17 protein-coding genes are annotated in these 18088 nt (G+C 51.7%); 5 read left to right on the forward strand and 12 right to left on the reverse strand.

Features of this window, described 5'->3' with window-relative positions:
- Window position 1 precedes the first annotated feature (1 nt).
- Together NSU18_RS06810 and NSU18_RS06815 are read left to right on the forward strand one after the other, a co-directional pair.
- Window positions 2-865: a M15 family metallopeptidase gene (locus NSU18_RS06810; protein WP_341148610.1), complete on the forward strand. Its 864-nt coding sequence runs from the start codon at window positions 2-4 to the stop codon at window positions 863-865.
- Between the two features lie 48 nt (window positions 866-913).
- Window positions 914-1429: a VanZ family protein gene (locus NSU18_RS06815; RefSeq protein ID WP_341148611.1), complete on the forward strand. Its 516-nt coding sequence runs from the start codon at window positions 914-916 to the stop codon at window positions 1427-1429.
- Between the two features lie 29 nt (window positions 1430-1458).
- Here NSU18_RS06815 and NSU18_RS06820 read toward each other — a convergent pair whose 3' ends face one another.
- Together NSU18_RS06820 and cysK are read right to left on the reverse strand one after the other, a co-directional pair.
- Window positions 1459-2475 (reverse strand): hypothetical protein, encoded by a 1017-nt coding sequence (locus NSU18_RS06820; protein WP_341148612.1) that lies wholly within the window; start codon window positions 2473-2475, stop codon window positions 1459-1461.
- Between the two features lie 19 nt (window positions 2476-2494).
- Window positions 2495-3418, reverse strand: a complete 924-nt coding sequence (gene cysK / locus NSU18_RS06825) for a cysteine synthase A (RefSeq protein WP_036695076.1) — start codon at window positions 3416-3418, stop codon at window positions 2495-2497.
- Window positions 3419-3602: 184 nt separating this feature from the next.
- On the opposite strand from cysK, the gene NSU18_RS06830 reads away from it, so the two are divergent.
- Window positions 3603-4685, forward strand: a complete 1083-nt coding sequence (locus NSU18_RS06830) for a nucleotidyltransferase domain-containing protein (RefSeq protein ID WP_341148613.1) — start codon at window positions 3603-3605, stop codon at window positions 4683-4685.
- Between the two features lie 54 nt (window positions 4686-4739).
- Here NSU18_RS06830 and NSU18_RS06835 read toward each other — a convergent pair whose 3' ends face one another.
- The 3 genes from NSU18_RS06835 to NSU18_RS06845 all read right to left on the reverse strand — a co-directional run bounded on the left by NSU18_RS06835 (window position 4740) and on the right by NSU18_RS06845 (window position 8906).
- Complete coding sequence (locus NSU18_RS06835) at window positions 4740-6443, reverse strand: methyl-accepting chemotaxis protein (protein ID WP_341021016.1); 1704 nt, start codon at window positions 6441-6443, stop codon at window positions 4740-4742.
- A 161-nt stretch (window positions 6444-6604) separates the two neighbouring features.
- Complete coding sequence (locus NSU18_RS06840; RefSeq protein WP_341021011.1) at window positions 6605-7303, reverse strand: Crp/Fnr family transcriptional regulator; 699 nt, start codon at window positions 7301-7303, stop codon at window positions 6605-6607.
- 64 nt (window positions 7304-7367) lie between these two features.
- Window positions 7368-8906 (reverse strand): DUF4153 domain-containing protein, encoded by a 1539-nt coding sequence (locus tag NSU18_RS06845; protein ID WP_341148614.1) that lies wholly within the window; start codon window positions 8904-8906, stop codon window positions 7368-7370.
- Between the two features lie 123 nt (window positions 8907-9029).
- Here NSU18_RS06845 and NSU18_RS06850 point away from each other — a divergent pair, with 123 nt between their 5' ends.
- Window positions 9030-10706, forward strand: a complete 1677-nt coding sequence (locus tag NSU18_RS06850) for an ABC transporter substrate-binding protein (protein WP_341021009.1) — start codon at window positions 9030-9032, stop codon at window positions 10704-10706.
- A gap of 78 nt (window positions 10707-10784) precedes the next feature.
- Here the strand turns inward: NSU18_RS06850 and NSU18_RS06855 are convergent, their stop codons facing one another.
- From NSU18_RS06855 to NSU18_RS06865, 3 genes are all read right to left on the reverse strand, one after another.
- Window positions 10785-11276 (reverse strand): DinB family protein, encoded by a 492-nt coding sequence (locus NSU18_RS06855; protein WP_341021008.1) that lies wholly within the window; start codon window positions 11274-11276, stop codon window positions 10785-10787.
- A gap of 71 nt (window positions 11277-11347) precedes the next feature.
- On the reverse strand, window positions 11348-12412 hold the full coding sequence (locus NSU18_RS06860) for a DUF1835 domain-containing protein (RefSeq protein ID WP_341148615.1): 1065 nt from the start codon (window positions 12410-12412) through the stop codon (window positions 11348-11350).
- Window positions 12413-12455: 43 nt separating this feature from the next.
- Window positions 12456-13286, reverse strand: a complete 831-nt coding sequence (locus tag NSU18_RS06865; RefSeq protein ID WP_341021006.1) for a copper amine oxidase N-terminal domain-containing protein — start codon at window positions 13284-13286, stop codon at window positions 12456-12458.
- Window positions 13287-13552: 266 nt separating this feature from the next.
- Between NSU18_RS06865 and NSU18_RS06870 the strand changes: the two genes are divergently transcribed.
- Window positions 13553-13957, forward strand: coding sequence for a hypothetical protein (locus tag NSU18_RS06870; RefSeq protein ID WP_341021005.1), 405 nt, complete (start codon window positions 13553-13555; stop codon window positions 13955-13957).
- Window positions 13958-14386: 429 nt separating this feature from the next.
- Here NSU18_RS06870 and NSU18_RS06880 read toward each other — a convergent pair whose 3' ends face one another.
- From NSU18_RS06880 to NSU18_RS06895, 4 genes are all read right to left on the reverse strand, one after another.
- Window positions 14387-15571, reverse strand: a complete 1185-nt coding sequence (locus tag NSU18_RS06880; protein WP_341021003.1) for an MFS transporter — start codon at window positions 15569-15571, stop codon at window positions 14387-14389.
- Between the two features lie 143 nt (window positions 15572-15714).
- A complete protein-coding gene (locus NSU18_RS06885) occupies window positions 15715-16017 on the reverse strand; it encodes an ArsR/SmtB family transcription factor (protein ID WP_341150994.1) in 303 nt (100 codons plus the stop codon).
- Window positions 16018-16336: 319 nt separating this feature from the next.
- On the reverse strand, window positions 16337-17161 hold the full coding sequence (locus tag NSU18_RS06890; protein WP_341021002.1) for a carbohydrate ABC transporter permease: 825 nt from the start codon (window positions 17159-17161) through the stop codon (window positions 16337-16339).
- On the reverse strand, window positions 17154-18050 hold the full coding sequence (locus NSU18_RS06895; RefSeq protein WP_340754232.1) for a carbohydrate ABC transporter permease: 897 nt from the start codon (window positions 18048-18050) through the stop codon (window positions 17154-17156). The genes NSU18_RS06890 and NSU18_RS06895 overlap by 8 nt, the downstream gene beginning before the upstream one ends.
- Between the last annotated feature and the right edge of the window lie 38 nt (window positions 18051-18088).

Here is an 18088-nt window from a genome sequence, read left to right on the forward strand (position 1 = left end):
CATGAAGAAATGGTTAGTGGTAATTGTGATTGCCCTGCTGATCGGTTATGAGTGGATGTCCAGGGACAAAGAGGATGCCACGGCAGACCTGAATATTAAGACAATACGAGTCTCGGCAGATAATGATAATGGCTCGAAGACTCTGACCGTGATCCCGAAGGGCCAGATCTATCAGGGGAACCTGCTGCTGGTCAACAAGGAATACCCCGTTCAGCCCACGGGGGTCAGCGCGGATATTGTAAGACTAAACGATTATGAGGAGCTGACCTCCGGCTACCTGCTGCTGGATCACAAAACGCTGCTCTCCAAGCAAGTGGCAGAGAAATTCACCAAGATGGTACATGCCGCAGCCGGAGATGACATCAACAGCTTCATGATCAGCAGCGGTTACCGGGACAATGAGAAGCAGAAGCAGTTATATGAGGAAAAAGGAGCAGATTACGCTCTTCCGCCCGGATACAGCGAGCATAACCTGGGCTTGTCGCTTGACATCGGCTCCTCCCAAATGGCCATGAGCCATGCCCCTGAAGGACAATGGCTGCGGGAGCATGCATGGGATTACGGCTTCATTCTGCGCTATCCTGAGAATAAAACAGATATCACAGGCATCAAGTATGAGCCCTGGCATTTCCGGTATGTAGGGCTTCCGCACAGTGTGATTATGCACGACAAGAACTTCACGCTGGAAGAATATCTTGAATTCCTGAAAGAGCAGAAGTCGATTGCCACTACCGTTAACGGGATTGAATATCAAATTTCCTATATCGAAGTTACCGGAAACACTCCTGTTCCCACCCCTGCCGCTCAGCATATTGAGTTCTCCGGGGACAATATGAACGGTGTGATTATGACGGTCTATCCTTAATGACTAACCCATATAACAGTAGAATCTAGAGAAAGCGGTGATGTAAAAATGAATAAGGCACACAAGCAGACAAAGTACGGTTTGCAGGTACTGTTTACCGTCTACGTGTATACTCTGTTCAAAATCATTTTGTTCAAATTCGGTTCGGTCGATCTCCCGTTTCTATGGCAGCAGCTCCAGAACAGCCCGGGCCATATTGCCGCCAGTCTGCAAAGAGGAAATTTGGTCCCGCTGGCCACCTTAACCAATACCTATCACCATATCAGCACAAGCACCGTCGTTAATTTCCTGGGGAATATCGCCTTATTCATTCCTTATGGCATCTTCCTGGTGCTGCTCAACCCGAATGGAAAAGGCGGCGGCTCCTTCAGCGGTGTCCTGCTGTGGTCCTTCGCGTTAAGCGCGGTGCTGGAATGCTCGCAAGCCGTCTTCTATATCGGAACGTTTGATGTGGATGACCTTCTTCTGAATACATTCGGCGGGATGCTGGGTTATATGCTGATCCGTCCGATCCTGACGATCTATATGACAGGCAGACAAGGCTCCTCCGTCACTCAAAAGTGACGGGGAGCCTTACTGTCCGTTCCCTCTTCTTACATGGGAGAGGTATAGCGGCCATATTCGATCGTAAGCTCTGTGAAGCCATTGCCTTCCTGCTTCAGGAAAAAGCTGTTCACACCTTCCGCTCCCCACCAGTTCAGCCCAAGCAGCATTCCCTCTGCTGCTTGGGCCGCGAATAGCAGGGAGAACATCTGCGGGCTCACCTCACCGCCATCATCGACACGCCAGACTGAATATTCATTATCCGTAATCTTAGCAGGATAGTCCTTGAAGCTGAGCTTCCCATCCTCCTCCAGCACAAGGCTAAACAGCATATCCTTATCTTGTCTTACGAACTGCACCAGATAGAGCTGTCTGTCCGGGCCCAGCCCGGCCAGCTTCCAGGCTGCCTTGATCTTCCGTCCTTTGGCGGCTGCTATACTCTTGCGAAGCGGATCATCCGCTGCAAGCTGCGGGCCTGCCAGATCAGCGGGCTGAAGCTCCAGCAAGGCTGCCTGCGGAAAGACCGCAGAATCAACCAGAACATAGGTCTCATCCCGCTTCGCTGCGTCACCCTCTACCTTGAACAGATAACCGGACATATTCGGGATATTATTCGCCAGCTCCCGGCCGTTGTTATTCTCGTTGCCCGTCTGCCATTTCTCCAGCTTCACAGCCAGCACCTGGCCTCCGTTCCCGATGGCAGTATTCAGGGACTTCATCTGCTCCCCGGCCCCCTCCTCTTCCCTGGTGACGATAATATGACTCCCGGTCTCACTCGCGAATCCGAAGACCGGCTGCAGCTTGGCAGGGTCGAGGAAGGCTGCCGGGGCCGGAGAGGCTGTAGCTGACGGTGATGCTGACGGTACCGCGCTTGGCGGGCTATCCGTCGGCTGAGCGGCTGGCGATGGGCTGCCGGCAGACGGCCCGGCCGAAGCTGCTGCACTGCTGGCAGCGTCCTTGCTGTTCGTCCGGGCACACCCGGTCAGGCTAATGACTATGGCTGCTGTAAGAATAAGACTTCCGGCCGCTCTTACCCCATGCCGGAAACTGTCCTTCGCTTGATTCATAGCGGTCCTCCAATATGATTTAGTCGAAAATCCCCATGCTGAGGTAACGTTCCCCGGTATCCGGCGCGATACATAACACCCGCTTGCCCCGTCCCAGGCGCCGTGCCTCCTGCAAGGCAGTCCAGACTGCGGCCCCGCCGGAAGGTCCGATCAGAATCCCCTCAGTACGGGCCAGTTCTCTTACCATCTCCAAGGCATCCTCATCGGATACCTGCACAATCTCATCGTAGATGCCGGTATTCAGAATCGCCGGCACGAAGCCGGGGCTGGTCCCCACCAGCTTATGCGGCCCGGGCTGGCCGCCGGACAGCACCGGCGAACCCTGCGGCTCCACGACAACCACGCGCAGCTCCGGCAGTCGTGCGCGCAGCGCCTCTCCGGTTCCGGTAATAGTGCCGCCCGTCCCGGAAGTGGCAACGAAGACATCCAGCCGCCCTTCCATCTGCTCCAGAATTTCCGGCGCGGTGGTGGTGCGGTGAATATCGGGGTTCGCCTGATTCTCGAACTGCTGCGGAATGAAGCTGCCGGGGATCTCCCGTCCCAGCTCCACCGCCTTAGCAATCGCGCCGGGCATCCGCTCCGCCGCCGGAGTCAGCACCACTTCCGCCCCATAAGCCTTCAGGATATTGATCCGTTCCTTCGTCATATTATCCGGCATGATCAGGATAGCCTTATATCCCTTCGCTGCCGCGTTCATCGCCAGTCCAATTCCGGTATTTCCGCTGGTCGGCTCAATAATCGTCCCGCCCGGCTGCAGTCGCCCGTCCAGCTCCGCCTGGAGAATCAGATTATAGGCCGCCCGGTCCTTGACGCTGCCGCTGGGATTGAACATCTCCAGCTTCACATACAGCTCCGCATCCGCAGATCCCGTTACCCGGTTCAAGCGCACAACCGGCGTGCCGCCGATCAGCTCTGTAATATTGCTTACTACCCGATTCGTCATGGGTATGCCTCCTTTATTTCTGCCTCGGTCTTCATGATTTAGCTTCTATTGTATCGCTAACCTGTATTGCTTGTCGATTTTGCATCAGGGAGAGAATGATCCTAACCGAAGTCGGTATACCCGGGGACTCCAGATCCTTTTACAATGAATACAACAACAAGCCACAACGCAGGAGGAATCAGCTATGAACGAAAGTACCAGGCAAGAACTATTATCCAAAAATGAAAAATTGATCAGCATGGTGATCGAGCGGGCCAAACGGGATTTTCCGGAGGATATTGCGGTGATCGGACTTACAGGCTCTTTCAGAACCGGGGATTTCCATGACAAAAGCGATCTCGATCTGATCATCATCAATAACAACAATGAAGGGTGGGACATCTCATCCTGCTTCATTCTCGGGGATGTCGGATATGATATCTACTGCACGCCTTGGGAGACCCGGATTGAAGATCAGGCGGCGCTTGAGAGTCCGATGATCTCCAGTCTGACCGATCTGCTGGTGCTCTACTGCGCGAAGCCGGAATATATGGACAAGCTGAGAGCCTATCAGCAGCGGGCGCAGGATACACTGGCGAAGCCCATTGGAAGCGAATGCCTGGAGCGGGCCAAGAAGTGGATTGATCTGGCGAAGCAGGAGTATGCGAATGCATATCTTTATGAGGAGATCGGGGCAGTCAGGCTGGCATCAGCCGAAATGGTGTATAATCTGGTGAACGCTTTGTCTCAAATGAATAATACGTATTTTCAGAGAGGGCTGAAGCGTTATCTGGAGGAGGTGAAGTCCTTCCGGCATCTTCCGGGGGATTTCGAGACGAACTACTGGAATGTGATCCGAGCAAAAAATGTGGATGAGATCAGAAACACTTCCCGTTTCCTGCTGAATAGCATCCTTGAGCTTCACAAAGCGCTGCATCAGCAATATGTGGAACAGCCTGTGCCCACCTATGATAATCTGAAGGGCACCTATGAGGAATTATGGTGCAACTACCGTAACAAGGTGATTTCCAGCGTTGAAAGTAAGGATGCCTCTTACGCCTTTTACGCCGCTATGGGAGCGCAGGGTCTGCTGGATGAGATGACCGAGTCGCGGGGAACGCGGAAGTTCAATCTTATGCAGTATTTTGATGTGGACTATCTGGACCTGTTCAAGGACCGGTTCCTCCTGGCAATGGACGACTATCTGGAGGAATATCACCGGACCGGACGGCAGCTTCAGCGTTACGATACTTTTGAAGAGCTGTACCGGGAATATATGAAAAAGTAGCGAAAAAGCAAGACGAAGCCCCTCCTTCTCGTTCAGGGTAGGGGCTTCGTCTAATTATACATTAAAACGTGCTACCAAACCTTGCAGCCCTTGCGCCAGCATGCTAAGTGCACTGGCAGAAGAGGCGATCTGTTCCACTGAAGCCATCTGCTCTTGAGATGCGGCGGATACTTGCTGTGTACTTGCCGCGGTGGTCTCCGAGATATGCGTAACGGTGCGGATGGAATCTACAATCTCCTCCGTCGCTGCCGTGATTTCTTCTACCGCACCGGATACCTCCTGGACCTGTCCCGCCAGTGAATCAATCGAATGGCGGATGGCATTGAAAGACTGCCCTGCCTCTTCTATGATCTTGGTTCCGCCCATTACTTCGTTCATGCTGTTCTTCATCACCTTCACTGCATGATCAGCATCAGCCTGGATTCCAGTCGCCATTTCGGCAATCTGATTGGCGGAATCTGCGGACTGTTCGGCCAGTCTGCGCACTTGATCGGCTACGACAGCAAATCCTCTGCCGTGCTCTCCGGCCCGGGCCGCTTCAATGGTTGCATTCAGTGCCAGCATATTCGTCTCCGAGGCAATCCCCTTGATCACCCCTACAATACTGCTTATATCCTGTGAACGATTCACGAAGCCCATAACCTTTTGCGATAATGACTGAATGGATTCATTAATCGATTCCATCTGCTTAACGGCAGATTGCAGAGACAGATCCCCGGCCACCGCATAATCTGCAGAATGCATAGAAGCTTCCGAGATATCCTGTACACTGGCAGCAATCTGCTGAATCCCGTCCGACATTTCAATAATGGTGTTCATGTTCGTCTGCAGGTCATTCATCTGCATGCCCGCGCCGCTTGCGACCTCACCCATAATTCCGGCGATCTTCTCGGTTGTTTCGGCGGTCATTCCGCTATCCGAGGTCAGCTTCACTGAAGAAGCCGCCAGACCGTTCGCAGACAGCTTCACCTGGGTAATCATCGATCCTAGATTATCGGTCATTGTATTGAAATTCCGGGCCAGCTCACCGATCTCATCCTTGGTCTGCACACTAAGCTTACGGGTCAGATCGGCATCGCCGTCTGCAATCTCCTGAAGCTGCCTGTTCACATCCTTGACCGGCTTCAGAATCCGTGCGGACAATACGAATGCAATCAACAGAGCCAGTACCACGGATAAGCCCGTAACCCCCATGCTGGTAATCATAGCCGAACTGCGGTGGGTTGCCGCCTGGCTCTGTTCCTTCATAATTTCATCATGCAGCATCGTCTCGAACACCAGCTGTGAATCGATGATAGTCGTAAGGGAGAGGCTTGTGAACGACTTTTGCGCTTGCGGGAAGTTCCCTTCCTTAGCCAAGGCAAAAGCCTGCTTCAGCACCGTCAGATAATTGTCCCACTCCCCCTCCAGCTTCTGAATTCCCGCAAGCTCTGCTTCATTCAGGCCAGCTCCCTTAAGCTCCTCGACAGCGGCTGTAATCTCTGGGATTTTGGCTTCATAGGCCGTCAGATTGGCTGTTCTCTCCTCAGTGGTATTACTCATCACATACCTTGCAGCCAGACCGTCCGCTGTCCGGATCTCATCGGTTAATTTCTGTACCATTGAGAGCTTGCTGTAATTCCGGTTGATCTGCTCTGTAAGCCTAGTCACTTTACCCTGAAATATAGTACTGCCGGTAATTGCGAGAATGAACACGATAATAACAGCGGCGAAACCAAACATGATTTTGGCCCGGATTCCTCTAAGTCTGTTCAACATGATAACTACCTCCACTCGATATGTAAGCTCTACTATGTATTCTCTATGTATCGTACTTCACAATTCTTAAATAAATCTGAAATACGCTGCCAAAGGTAAAAAAACCTCTATCCCTGCCAAGGCAGAAATGGAGGTTCTCACAATGACTCCTATCATCCGGTTCAATCGTACAAATTCCCGTTCGCAAGCATTGCCAGCCGCTCCTCGTCCCGCACAATCAGGCGGCCGTTCCTGCGTTCAATAATTCCGTCTTCAATCAGGCGGCGCACCACCCGGTTCAGATGCCGGTAACTGGTGCCTAGCAGATCGGCGGTCTCTGTCAGCGTAGAGGTGCGAATCTCTTCTACACGCTGAGCGCCGGTGTTGTCTGCGAAGAGCGACATCAGGTAGCTGGCGAACCGGTTCTCTACCGGATAAAGCACATTCATAGCTGACGTCTGGCCGAGCGTGTACATTTTGTGGCTCAGCTCTCCTACCAGGAAGCGCAGCAGCGCTGTATTGTCTTCAATCTCCCGGAGCAGCAGCTTCCTTCCGGCGACAAGCAGCAGGCTGTCCCCTACAGAGACGACCTCATTCTTGACCGGATACTGGCGCAGCAGCTCCACATCCCCGATCACCGACATCGGCCGGGCGAATCGGACCAGCATTGATTTGCCGTTAGGCAGCAGCGTATGAATCTTCAGCTTGCCCTGCATCAGGAAAAACATATGCTCCAGCCGGTCTCCTACTGAGCAGACCGCCTCCCCTCCGCCGTAACGCCGAAGCTCCATCTGGGCAATGGCGCTACTGCTGAACATGGCTGTAAGGCCATTCTGCCCGGTAAGGCTCCGAACCGCCTCCGGATTTATAATCGATTGCATGAGCTTATTCTCTCCTTGTGTCATTTCTGCTGAAATTACTGTATCACAAGTCAAAGGCAGGATGCTATTTCTGCATTAGCTCTCCCGCAAAATAATCCTCCAGCGCCTTACGCTCCCGGTGATTCGCCAGATTGAACGATGGCCAGCTCTGCTTAGGCTGAGTACGGTCAGACAGTCTGCTGCGCAGCGCCTCGTCCAGAATCCCCTTCTCCTGCTTGCTGAACTCGATCAGCTCTGGAACCACATCTGCGGAGAGTCCGGCCAGGTGACCGGCATCCAGTGTGCCGCTTGCTGCATAACGCTGGATATTCTGCTTCGCAATGATAAGATCCATCCCTACATAGTTCATCAGCACATAGGAGAGCAGGCCAAGTACGATGTAGCATTTTAGAAGCGGGAAGGGGTCCCGGCTGATCCGAACGGCCGCCAGCACCAGCAGCAATCCGAGGAAGATCATGAAGGCATGCACCAGGAAGCGGATGTAGGTGTAACCGTATGCCTCTTCATATAAGGTTAGCCGCGAGTAGGCAGAATACAGCATGACCATGGAGCACAACACCAGAATATACAGCAGGAGCTGGATTACCCGCTTCAGGATTCCTCCAGCTTTGCGCACGGCCAGCAAGGACAGCAGCAAGATTGCGAAGTTAATGGATGTGACCAGGATCAGCTCCAGAAAACCGCTCCGCGCATAGTCCGCATACGTACTGTTCTCCGGCAGAATCCCGTCCCAGGCCCCGAACAGATAAGAGAACTGGACACTCACAAACAGCATGTACACCGCATTGATTGCGGTCAGCACGGTAGTGATAATGACGGGATCATCAAGACCGATCCCCTCGTCCCCTGCTTCAGCCGCTTCCAGCTTCTGCCCCATCGCATCAAACTCACTGGCCAGAGGAGTGCGGATATAGGATTTACTCTGCACGAACCCCCAGACGAAGCCGAACATGCCCAGCCCGAGCAGCAGAACCCACAGGCCCCGGAAGACCCAGTCCCCCAGCGATATATTGTCAAAAATCCCCGGGAGTGCGGCCAGCAGCTTACTGAATACTCCGTCCGCCGTAGAGAGCAGCGAGATCACGATCAGCAGCAGCGGCACCGAAATCAGCAGGCCGATCAGCACCCGCATCAATACCTGCTTGCGTTCATTCGCCATCCCGCCTTTACCCCGGCGCAGCAGCCTCAGTGCCGTAGCCCAGTTGCGCAGACTTTGCGGGAACAGATGCTCAAGGGCCGCGCCGATCAGTGCGAGTCCGCTCCAGGCGGGCTTACGGTAACTAAGCATATACGTCATATGTAATAGAATGAGCGCCGGAATAACAACGAAGTTAAGCGCAAAGAAAAACCAGTTACCGAACAGCATATAGGTCAGGGACAACAGAAATATGGACACCATCCAAACATAGCTGAACCAGTTCTGCTTGCGCAGCCGCTCCTTGGCAAAATAGAGCATAAAGGCATAAAATAAGACCACAAAAATCGGGTATGAGATCCCCGGCATTTTGCCGTAGAAGAGGTACTGATGCACAACTGCAAGCAGAAATGCGGCCAATAAGGCTACACGCCCAAGCCCCGGTTTGGATACCGTTTGTTCGTCCATGGTAAATTCCCCCATCTTTTTACTGTCATACCCTGATTCTAGCTGATAAAATAAGAAGAAAAAGAGAAATATATTATGATTAATTTCTTATTTTATAGATGAGGCAGGAGGAGAATGTCCCACATGAAGCTGCATAGTCAATTCCTGAAGCTGCATTCGCAGCATGGAGGTCCGTCTGAGATCTCTGTCACCCTGGACGAGCTAGCCCTGACCCTTGGCTGCACCCACCGTAATGCATTGCATGTGATCCGCAAAATGGCCGATCTCGGCTGGATCACCTGGACTCCCAGCCGGGGCCGGGGGCGGCGCTCCAAGCTGGTGTTCCTCGCGGCGGCCGAGGACATTGCCCTGGAATCCATGAAGCAGGCGATAAGCAGTAAGGATATCAGCAGCGCCCTGGAGGGCATCCGCGGACATGCCCGCACCTCATCGCTGCAGGACACACTGCAAGGCTGGCTGCTGACTTACTTCGGGCATCATGCCGAGGTGCACAGCGACAAGCGGATCGATACGCTGCGGCTGCCGGTCACCCAGCAGCTCCATACCTTCGATCCGCTCTATATGAATTTGCTGGCGGAGTCGTTTGTCTCGAGCCATGTTTTTGACGGACTGGTCGGTCGCAGCGGTGAACGCGGTAAGGTGATCCCCGGCCTGGCCCATGCCTGGGAGACAGACGGGAGCCGGAGCGCCTGGACTTTTCATCTGCGCAAGGAGGTCTTATTCCATCATGGCAAGGTACTGACCGCCGAGGATGTTGTCTACTCGTTCGAACGGATGATGTCTACCTCGCAGCGCATGCTATACAGTTATATTGTCAAGGAGATTCAGGAGGTCCAGGCCTTGAATGCCTCAACTGTCCGTATTCTGCTGAAGAAGCCGAACGAACTCTTCCTTCCCTTCCTCTGCACCAGCCGGGCGGCGATTGTGCCCCGCGATCTGGAGTCCATTGGAGAGAATCTGTTTGGACGCCGGCCGGCGGGCACCGGTCCGTTCAAGGTCGTGGAGATGAACGAGGACACCTGTGTGCTGGAGGTGTTCCCTTATTACTTCCAGGGGCGGGCCCATCTGGACCGTGTGGAGATTATCTATGTCCCGTGGAGCCTGGACCGGGAGTCCTCAGAGACCGGCTCTGCCTTCCATATCATTCCGAATCCGTCCACAGCGGGCGCAGACTCTCTAAGCAGAATCCACTCTGAGTCCTATGTCCGTAAATTCGTAACCTGCAACACGAAGAAAAAGGGACCGCTAAGCGATCCCCTTCTCCGTGCCGAGCTGCTGTCCTGTCTGCATGAAGCTCCGAGAGTGCCCTTCCGGCATTTCGCAGCGCCTCCGGCTGAAGCCTTGCAGATTGCCACGATTCCGCAATATGCCGGGGATGCCGAATACATCGCCGCAAGACTAAGGCAGCACGGATATTCCTGCAAGGTGTTATCCGTGTCGCCGGAGGAATTCAAAGGCCCGATACGCCTGAAGTCCGACCTGATCGTCTTCTCGCTTCTCCGCGACCAGGACGAACAGCTCCGGCTCTACGATCTGTATCTGACCCTCTCGCAGCACATCGAACCACGCACCCGTGCGGGCATCGAGGGCAGGCTGCGCCAGATCTCGCTGGAGCCTGACGCCGCCGTCCGGGCGGAAGGCTTCCGGGTGATTGAGGAGACTCTAACCCGTGACCACCAGCTGCATATTCTATACGAACGGCCTGCCGAGACCGCCTATCTGCCCTCCGTGCGCGGAGTGACCTTCAACAGCCAGGGCTGGGTCGATCTGCGCCATCTGTGGTTTCCGCCGGAGCTGTAAGCGTGGTCTGGACGGGAGCGGATCAGATACGTTGCATGGAAGCGGAGACTTCCGGCAGCACATACGGATGGACAGACCCTACGCTCTGCCGGGCAGATACTCCGCCAGCCCCCGGCCGATCAGATTAGGCGAGACCGGCTTCCGGCCAAGTTCCCTTGACCAGATGGAGAGCTGGCCGATATGATGGATCTCATGGGCGATAATATGGCGTATTACTTCGCCCCAGGTATGCTGGGCAACCTGTCCATCCGGCCGCTCATCCCTTAGCTTCCTCTGCTCCAGTCCCTCATTCCAGGCCACTACGAAGGACTCTACCTCCGGCCGGAAGCGCGCGTCGACCTCTCTGATTTTCTGCAAAGTATTGTACTCCATGAAGTCTAAACGGATATCCGGCTTACCTTCCATCTCCCGGACCCAGCTTAATTCCACATCCACTATATGCACCAGTGTCTGCAGGATTCCACCCACCCCGCCAATGCGTGTCTTCACCAGTTCTTCCTCCGGCAGCTGCCCGCACCATTGATACCATTCCTCGCGGACCAGCCAGCTATAGCGAAACAAGGTTTGCATGGTTGGCCTTCACCTCCGCTTCTTTTTGCTTTTTGTTAAATTCTCTAGTGCCTCTTATATACCTTTATACCTTACCCTTTTCTGCGCCGGATGCTATAAAATCTCATCGCTGTGGGAACGCCCTTGATTTCCAGCACCCCGCTGTAGATCAGTTCTCTCACCCTATGCTCGAAATAAGCCTCACCGACATACTGGTCACAGTATCCGATCGCTTCTCCGACCAGCCGGGCTGATTTCAGGAATCCTTCATCCCCTGTCGGTGGCTGAAGCGAGTCCAGCTTCTCCAGCAGATAGCTGTCGTAGTAATCAGCGGGCACTTCCAGCAGGGCATCCTCCTGCCAGATTCGCAGTACGCCGGACTGCCCTGAAATCGTCAGCCAATCCTGAGACAACCGTGCATTATCCGCAGCAGTCAGCCTGCTGCCCTCATCGATCCGTAGAAGCGCTTCCCTAAGCTTGTCTGACGGAATCTCACCGGAATGACAATAGTTTATAAAAGCATGCGGCCGGTTGAACAACTGCTCACAGATAGCTCCGGCGTCAAGCACGATGATCTCATTCTGTCTGTTCCCCAGCAGATGAACCGCAAGACGCAGCCCCGCCTGCTCGGAGGCATTACTCCCGGTCCAGATTATAATCTTGGCCTGCCCAGGAATCTGCTCCAGGTTGTCGAGCAGCTCCGTATACTCTCTTTCACATTCATCAGAGACCGTAAAGTATTCTTGGATATGCTGGCGGAACCAGTCGCCACGCAATTTCCTTCCCGCTGGCGTATCCAACTGATCCAGCGGACCTATAGCATAATTCTCCCGCAGAATAATTAGCTTATGGGTATCCGTCCAACCAAATTCTTTAAGCACCTGCTTCACACTACCCCCGAAAGAGTCACCGCAGAGGATGTGGACATGGGTACTGTCAGGAGCAGGGTCCCAGAAGGCACGCTGTGCCGGAAGACTCATCAATGATGAGTACTGTTCAATCAATGCGGCAACCGGATCCGCCATATGCTCCTCCAGAGGTCTCTCCAGTTGCCCAGACTGCTCCTTCAACTCGCTTATTCCCGCCAAAATCCGCGTCAAGTACTGCTTTACTTCCTCATCCCTGAGCGTACTTACTGCCTTTTTGATCGCCAGCATGTCCTTCAACGGATTCACCTCTGATTCAAAATCGAAATTCAAACTAATTCCCGGAGGGATCGAGCAGGCGCCCTTTTACAAGCAAATAAGCAGGCGTACTCGGTGTTTCGGTTTTAACGGTAACCTCAATCGTTCCATCCTTACGGACAGCCGGTCTTTCCCGCTTCTGCGCCGGCAACTGAATCAATTGATCATCATAAAGTATATACGCCGCCACATCCGCCGCCCCTTCAGGAACATCCTTACCTGTAATATTCTTCGCCTTCACCGTGAAGCTGCCTTTTGCAGGGTCAAAGGTGTAAGACACTGGCCGGAACGCATCGTCGCTAATGATCGTCCCCGGTGGGGAAGTGAAGGGGCCCTTCTCAGTGTCCTCCAAAGATAGCTTGATCATATCCGTCTGCATCAGGGTTTCACCAGTCAGCGTGTAGAGCTGATTTGCCTGATCCCATTTGTTCACAATACCCAGACGTCCGGCAAGCACACTGACCGGAATGAACATCGAATTTTGTTCCATTACCGGAACCGTATCCATCGACCCGGCAACCCCGTTAACCGAAACAGCTTTGGAACCAATAGTGAACTTAACCGTTACACTATCCTTTTCGATGGCAGCCGTCCTAGCCTTGGCATCATAGCTGACCTTCGCCCCCATCAGCTCGCTAATGGAGCGAAGCGGAATCATCGTCCGGTAGTTGGCATCCACATATGGCGCCTTCGGTGCCGTATAGAGCACATAATAATCGTTGATTTTCAGCAGCGCAGGATATTTCTTAGCCGCCGCCTCGACTTTCCCCGGATTCCCCCCCGTGAACATAGCGAAGCTCAATCCCGCAGCAAATAAGGCTGTCAGCAATTTTTTACCTGTCTTCATCCCAAACATCCTCTCTTTTCCTCTACTTCATATATTTTTATCATCTTTCTTATTACTCCAAATCCCCGCATCAGTTGCGCCTCTCTACTAAAATCTAACAAAATGCCCAGGGATGCAGTGTCATTTTCGTGACATGCCTTTTCTCAGCTTGAACACGTAAAAGCCATTTGAATACTTACTTTATCTATTTATAATTAGAGTGAAGTTAATGCAAAGGAGATTATTATTATGAGCTATGCCAAAGTGCAAGGGGATGAAGGAGAATTATGCTAAAGTCGTCCAGAATTTACACACCGCTCAATGATCCCTCCAGCGAGGAGATAAAGGACCGTCTAAAAAGAAATGACGCCGCTGATCTTCTGACGCTCCCTCTTTCTGTCGGTGAATACCATTCGAACTGGAAGTTCGCCCAAGATACTTGTGCCCAGCTTGCGGATCATGAGTCTGCTGCTATTCGTGCTAATGCCGTTTTGGGATTTGCATACATCGCCCGGACGAAAGGACAGTTAGAGAAACACATCGTTAAACCCCTCGTCCTGAGAGAGCTTCGTGAGAATAAAGAATATGAATGGAGAATTCTAGATTCTATCGAGGATATTAATTTATTCATGAAGTGGAACATAGGAAATAGAATTAATTACGAATGCGGGGACGTACATATTGGGTGTTAATACAAAGGGAAGAAGAAAGTTCGTTCATGGCGAAAAGAGTTATTTAATGAAGAAAAACAGCAGCATTCTCTGCGTAGTTCCCTATGGAAATATGAGCATTCGAAATGGCAAATGGTGTTCCATCAAGGAACACCAGAAGCTTAGAATATTGGAAAACATTAGTTGATAGACATCTCTGCTGCCCTCTCCACAAGTGAACTTAGTCTCCCTTTTTGGGAGGAGTGGCGTAAGGGATGTTTGGAACTCAGGAGCGATAGCGTCCGCCTTTGTCTCCCGATTTCACCCGCTAGAAGCGGCTTAAATCAAGAAATCTGGAGACAACAGCGGCCGAAAGTCCAAACGATCTCTGGAGCCACGACTAATCCCAAAGCAAACCTAAAGAATTTAATTCGTCCTTGAGTGACTTTAACATACTTCACGCAGCAACATTCACTGGTTTTGAACTAGATGTTGAACATTCATCTCTGATTTAGAATTCATTCTATATAAAACGAGCATAGCGATCATAGCAACCGCAACCCCGGCAGCACCAATCCATGTAATAGATGCAAGCGAGACTGCTTCTATAGCTACCCCGCCAATACCAGCACCGGCTGCCATAGCCAGCTGCATCATAGACTGATTAAGGCCAAGCATCACACCTGAGGCTTCGGGTTCAATTGTCGTTAAATGATATTGCTGCGTCGGACCAGAGGACCATGCGGAGAACGACCACAATAATAACACGGCCATTACACCAATGAGTGTATTCGTTACTAAAGACAATAGGATCATCATTACAATATGGAGTATCAATCCGCTGAATAAGGTTCGGTTAACCCCCCACCGGTCCGTGCTGAAGCCACCGATTTTGGAGCCTATCATACTCGCTATTCCAAATATAAGCAAAGCACCGCTGAGATATTTATCACTTATGCCTGATACTTCAAGCAGATACGGTGAAAGATACGTATATGCTACCGAATATCCGCCAAGCCAAAAGAAGGTAACCGCGAGTCCCAATGCGACCTTAGGCTTTTGCAGCAAACGTAATTGCTGCCGTAATGGAATAGGTTCATCTCCCTTAACTCGCGGGATGGCGAAAGAAAGTATAATCATTGCGATAATCCCCAGAAGGGCAATTCCCCCGAACACAGATTTCCAGCCAAGCGTATCCGCTGCAATGCGCCCAAGAGGAACGCCAATGATTAATGATGCTGTAAAGCCCATTACGACCGTTGCAATAGCGCTTGCTTGTTTACCCTCAGGGGCAATTTTCGCGGCAATGTTTAAGGCGGTAACCACCACTAACCCTGCGCCGATGGCCATAATGATGCGGGCAATGACAAACAATCCGTACCCGGGCAAAAGAACAGCGAGAACATTAGATATCACAAACAAACCTAGACCCATCATGATTAATTTCCGTCTGTCTATCCCTGCGGTTACAGCCATAAGAATTGGAGTGAATATAGCGTAGACTAGCGAAAAAATCGTAATTAATTGCCCGGCGGCAGCAACTGACACACCAAGCGAAACGGATACCTTATCTAGAATGCCTGACAGAATATACTCGGACGTCCCGACCAAAAAACTAACAATAGCTAAAATATACACTTTCCAGCTTACAGACATTGAATAATACAACTCCTTTTAATATTTTGAATATACAATTCGTGAATTGTCGATATGATATATAAAAATACATATCGCGAATTGTCGAATCATAGTGCCAAGCTAAAGCTGAATTCTGTGTTAAGAACTCAGTTTCATCTCTCTTACATCTCACTCATTGTGTATTGCGCTAACTGACGTATGGCTTCCTCGTCTCTCTGGTAATACGTAAATTTGCCTATACGTTTTGTGGTAATTAGCCCTGCCCGCTGCAACATCGTAAGATATTGAGAGGCCGTTGACTGAGTCATGTTCAGCTTGTCGGTTATTTGACTTACACAAACCCCAATCTCCTCCATATCCACTCCTTCGTGGGGTTTAAAATGAACGTACGGCTCTTTGAGCCATTGTAAGATCTGTAACCTGGATTCATTCGATAAAGCCTTAAATACATCTATTGGATTCATAATCATTATTATATCGATGATTTTCGATATGTCAATACGTAAGACATATTGGTTTTCCTTATATTTATCTCGCATCGATAAAATTAGAGGGCTTTCCCACCTGCCTACCCCCACAGCTAGTGAACTTGAGCTTCCCCCTATTTGGGAGGAGTGGCGCAGGGGATGTTTGGAACTGTAGGAGCGTTAGCGTCCGCCTTTAGATTTGGATTTCTACCGCAGACTATGCGGCTTAGATCAGGAAATCCAAATCTAACAGCGGCCGAAAGTCCAAACAATCCCCGGAGCCGCGACTATTCCCAAACTCTCAGAGTGTCTAAGTTCACTTCACCGACCCGATCATCCCAGCCACAAACTGCTTCTGCATCACGAAGAACACCAGCGCAGTAGGAATCGTGCCGATTACAATCGCGATCATAATCATCCCGTAGTCCGGGGCATATCCAGAGCCGAGAGTGGAGATGAGCAGCGGCATGGTCTTGGTCTGCGGGGTCTGCAATACGATCAGCGGCCAGAGATAGTTGTTCCAGCTCGACATGAACGTAATGATCGCTCCGGCGGCGTAAGTCGTCTTCATGGTCGGCAGGTAGATGCGCAGGAAGATGCCCAGCTCGCTAAGCCCATCCATCCGGCCGGCCTCCAGTAGCTCCTTCGGGAACATTTTGGTGCTCTGCCGGAAAAAGAAAATCAGGAACGCAGTAGTCACGGTAGGCAGAATGACCGAGGTCATCGTATCGATACCCATCCACGGAAATACGTTCGAGATCTGGCCGAACATCCGGTACAGCGGGATCATCAGCGCGGCGAACGGAATCATCATCGACAGCAGCAGAATGTTGAAGACGATATCCTTCGAGCGGCTGCGGAACACCTCGAAGCCGTAGCCGGCCAGCGAGGCAATCAGCAGCGCCAGCAGCGTAGTGGTTATAGAGATTTTCGCTGAATTCATCAGAGATACCTGCAGGTCGGTGGTATCCAGCAGCTTGCGCAGATTCTCCAGCAGATGGGTACCCGGCAGCAGCCGCCCGCGGGTGACATCCACCGACTGGTTCGTCGAGCTGACCACCATCCACAGGAACGGAAAGATGGAGACAATGGCCGCGATGCTCAGAAACAGATACATGAAGAAGCGTTTACTTTTAGCCATTCTTATCACCTGCCACTTTGAACTGGATGACCGACAGCAGCGCAATCATAATCACAATCGAATACGATACGGTGGCTGCATAGCCGAAGTCTGCTGCATATTTGAACGACAAATTGTAGATATACTGGGAGATCGTCTGGGTCGCGTTGCCCGGGCCGCCCTTTGTAATATTCATAACCTCGTCGAACAATTGCAGCGTTCCGATGGTTGAGGTAATCGAGGTGAACAGGATGATCGGCTTCAGCAGCGGGACCGTAATTCCGAAGAACTGGCGGGTAGAGGATGCTCCGTCAATTTTGGCGGCCTCGTAGATGGAGTGATCAATATTTTGCAGGGCCGACAGGTAAAAAATCATATTGTACCCCGTCCAGCGCCAGGTGATCGCTATGATAATGGTGATTTTGGCCCAGAACGGATCTGTGATCCATTCTATCGGGGCACTGACCAGGTGGAGCTTCAGCAGCATCGTATTCACCAGGCCATTGCCGGAGAACAAATACTTGAATACTACAGAATACGCAACCAGTGAAGTGACACAGGGCAGGAAGATCGCCGTCCGGAAAAACCCCTTAAATCTCAGCTTGCTGTCATTCAGCAGCACCGAGATAAACAACGCGAGGATGATCATCAGCGGCACTTGAACCAGCAGATAGATGAAGGTGTTCTTAACCGATACAATAAATGTCTTGTCAGACAGAAGCCGTGAATAGTTATCGAAGCCGGTGAAGGTAAGATTGCTGCCCGTTCCCGTCTGGAACGACAAAATAAGTGCCTGAAGCATCGGGTAGAAATAGAAGACGAAGATTAGAATGACCGCAAGCAGGACGAAGGACCATCCGGTCAACACGCTTTTGGTGCGGAATCTTAGTTTGGAATTGGTTTGATGCACAGCTGCCCAGTCCCTTCCTGATTATTAAATATTATAAA

It is taken from the genome of Paenibacillus sp. FSL H8-0048, assembly GCF_038002825.1.
Classification (GTDB): Bacteria; Bacillota; Bacilli; order Paenibacillales; family Paenibacillaceae; genus Paenibacillus_AQ.

Bases quoted from the DNA above. Each gene is read 5' to 3' on its own strand.
- NSU18_RS06810 (WP_341148610.1), top strand. From the start codon at position 2: ATGAAGAAATGGTTAGTGGTAATTGTGATTGCCCTGCTGATCGGTTAT.
- NSU18_RS06815 (WP_341148611.1), top strand. From the start codon at position 914: ATGAATAAGGCACACAAGCAGACAAAGTACGGTTTGCAGGTACTGTTT.
- NSU18_RS06820 (WP_341148612.1), bottom strand. From the start codon at position 2,475: ATGAATCAAGCGAAGGACAGTTTCCGGCATGGGGTAAGAGCGGCCGGA.
- cysK (WP_036695076.1), bottom strand. From the start codon at position 3,418: ATGACGAATCGGGTAGTAAGCAATATTACAGAGCTGATCGGCGGCACG.
- NSU18_RS06830 (WP_341148613.1), top strand. From the start codon at position 3,603: ATGAACGAAAGTACCAGGCAAGAACTATTATCCAAAAATGAAAAATTG.
- NSU18_RS06835 (WP_341021016.1), bottom strand. From the start codon at position 6,443: ATGTTGAACAGACTTAGAGGAATCCGGGCCAAAATCATGTTTGGTTTC.
- NSU18_RS06840 (WP_341021011.1), bottom strand. From the start codon at position 7,303: ATGCAATCGATTATAAATCCGGAGGCGGTTCGGAGCCTTACCGGGCAG.
- NSU18_RS06845 (WP_341148614.1), bottom strand. From the start codon at position 8,906: ATGGACGAACAAACGGTATCCAAACCGGGGCTTGGGCGTGTAGCCTTA.
- NSU18_RS06850 (WP_341021009.1), top strand. From the start codon at position 9,030: ATGAAGCTGCATAGTCAATTCCTGAAGCTGCATTCGCAGCATGGAGGT.
- NSU18_RS06855 (WP_341021008.1), bottom strand. From the start codon at position 11,276: ATGCAAACCTTGTTTCGCTATAGCTGGCTGGTCCGCGAGGAATGGTAT.
- NSU18_RS06860 (WP_341148615.1), bottom strand. From the start codon at position 12,412: ATGCTGGCGATCAAAAAGGCAGTAAGTACGCTCAGGGATGAGGAAGTA.
- NSU18_RS06865 (WP_341021006.1), bottom strand. From the start codon at position 13,286: ATGAAGACAGGTAAAAAATTGCTGACAGCCTTATTTGCTGCGGGATTG.
- NSU18_RS06870 (WP_341021005.1), top strand. From the start codon at position 13,553: ATGCTAAAGTCGTCCAGAATTTACACACCGCTCAATGATCCCTCCAGC.
- NSU18_RS06880 (WP_341021003.1), bottom strand. From the start codon at position 15,571: ATGTCTGTAAGCTGGAAAGTGTATATTTTAGCTATTGTTAGTTTTTTG.
- NSU18_RS06885 (WP_341150994.1), bottom strand. From the start codon at position 16,017: ATGAATCCAATAGATGTATTTAAGGCTTTATCGAATGAATCCAGGTTA.
- NSU18_RS06890 (WP_341021002.1), bottom strand. From the start codon at position 17,161: ATGGCTAAAAGTAAACGCTTCTTCATGTATCTGTTTCTGAGCATCGCG.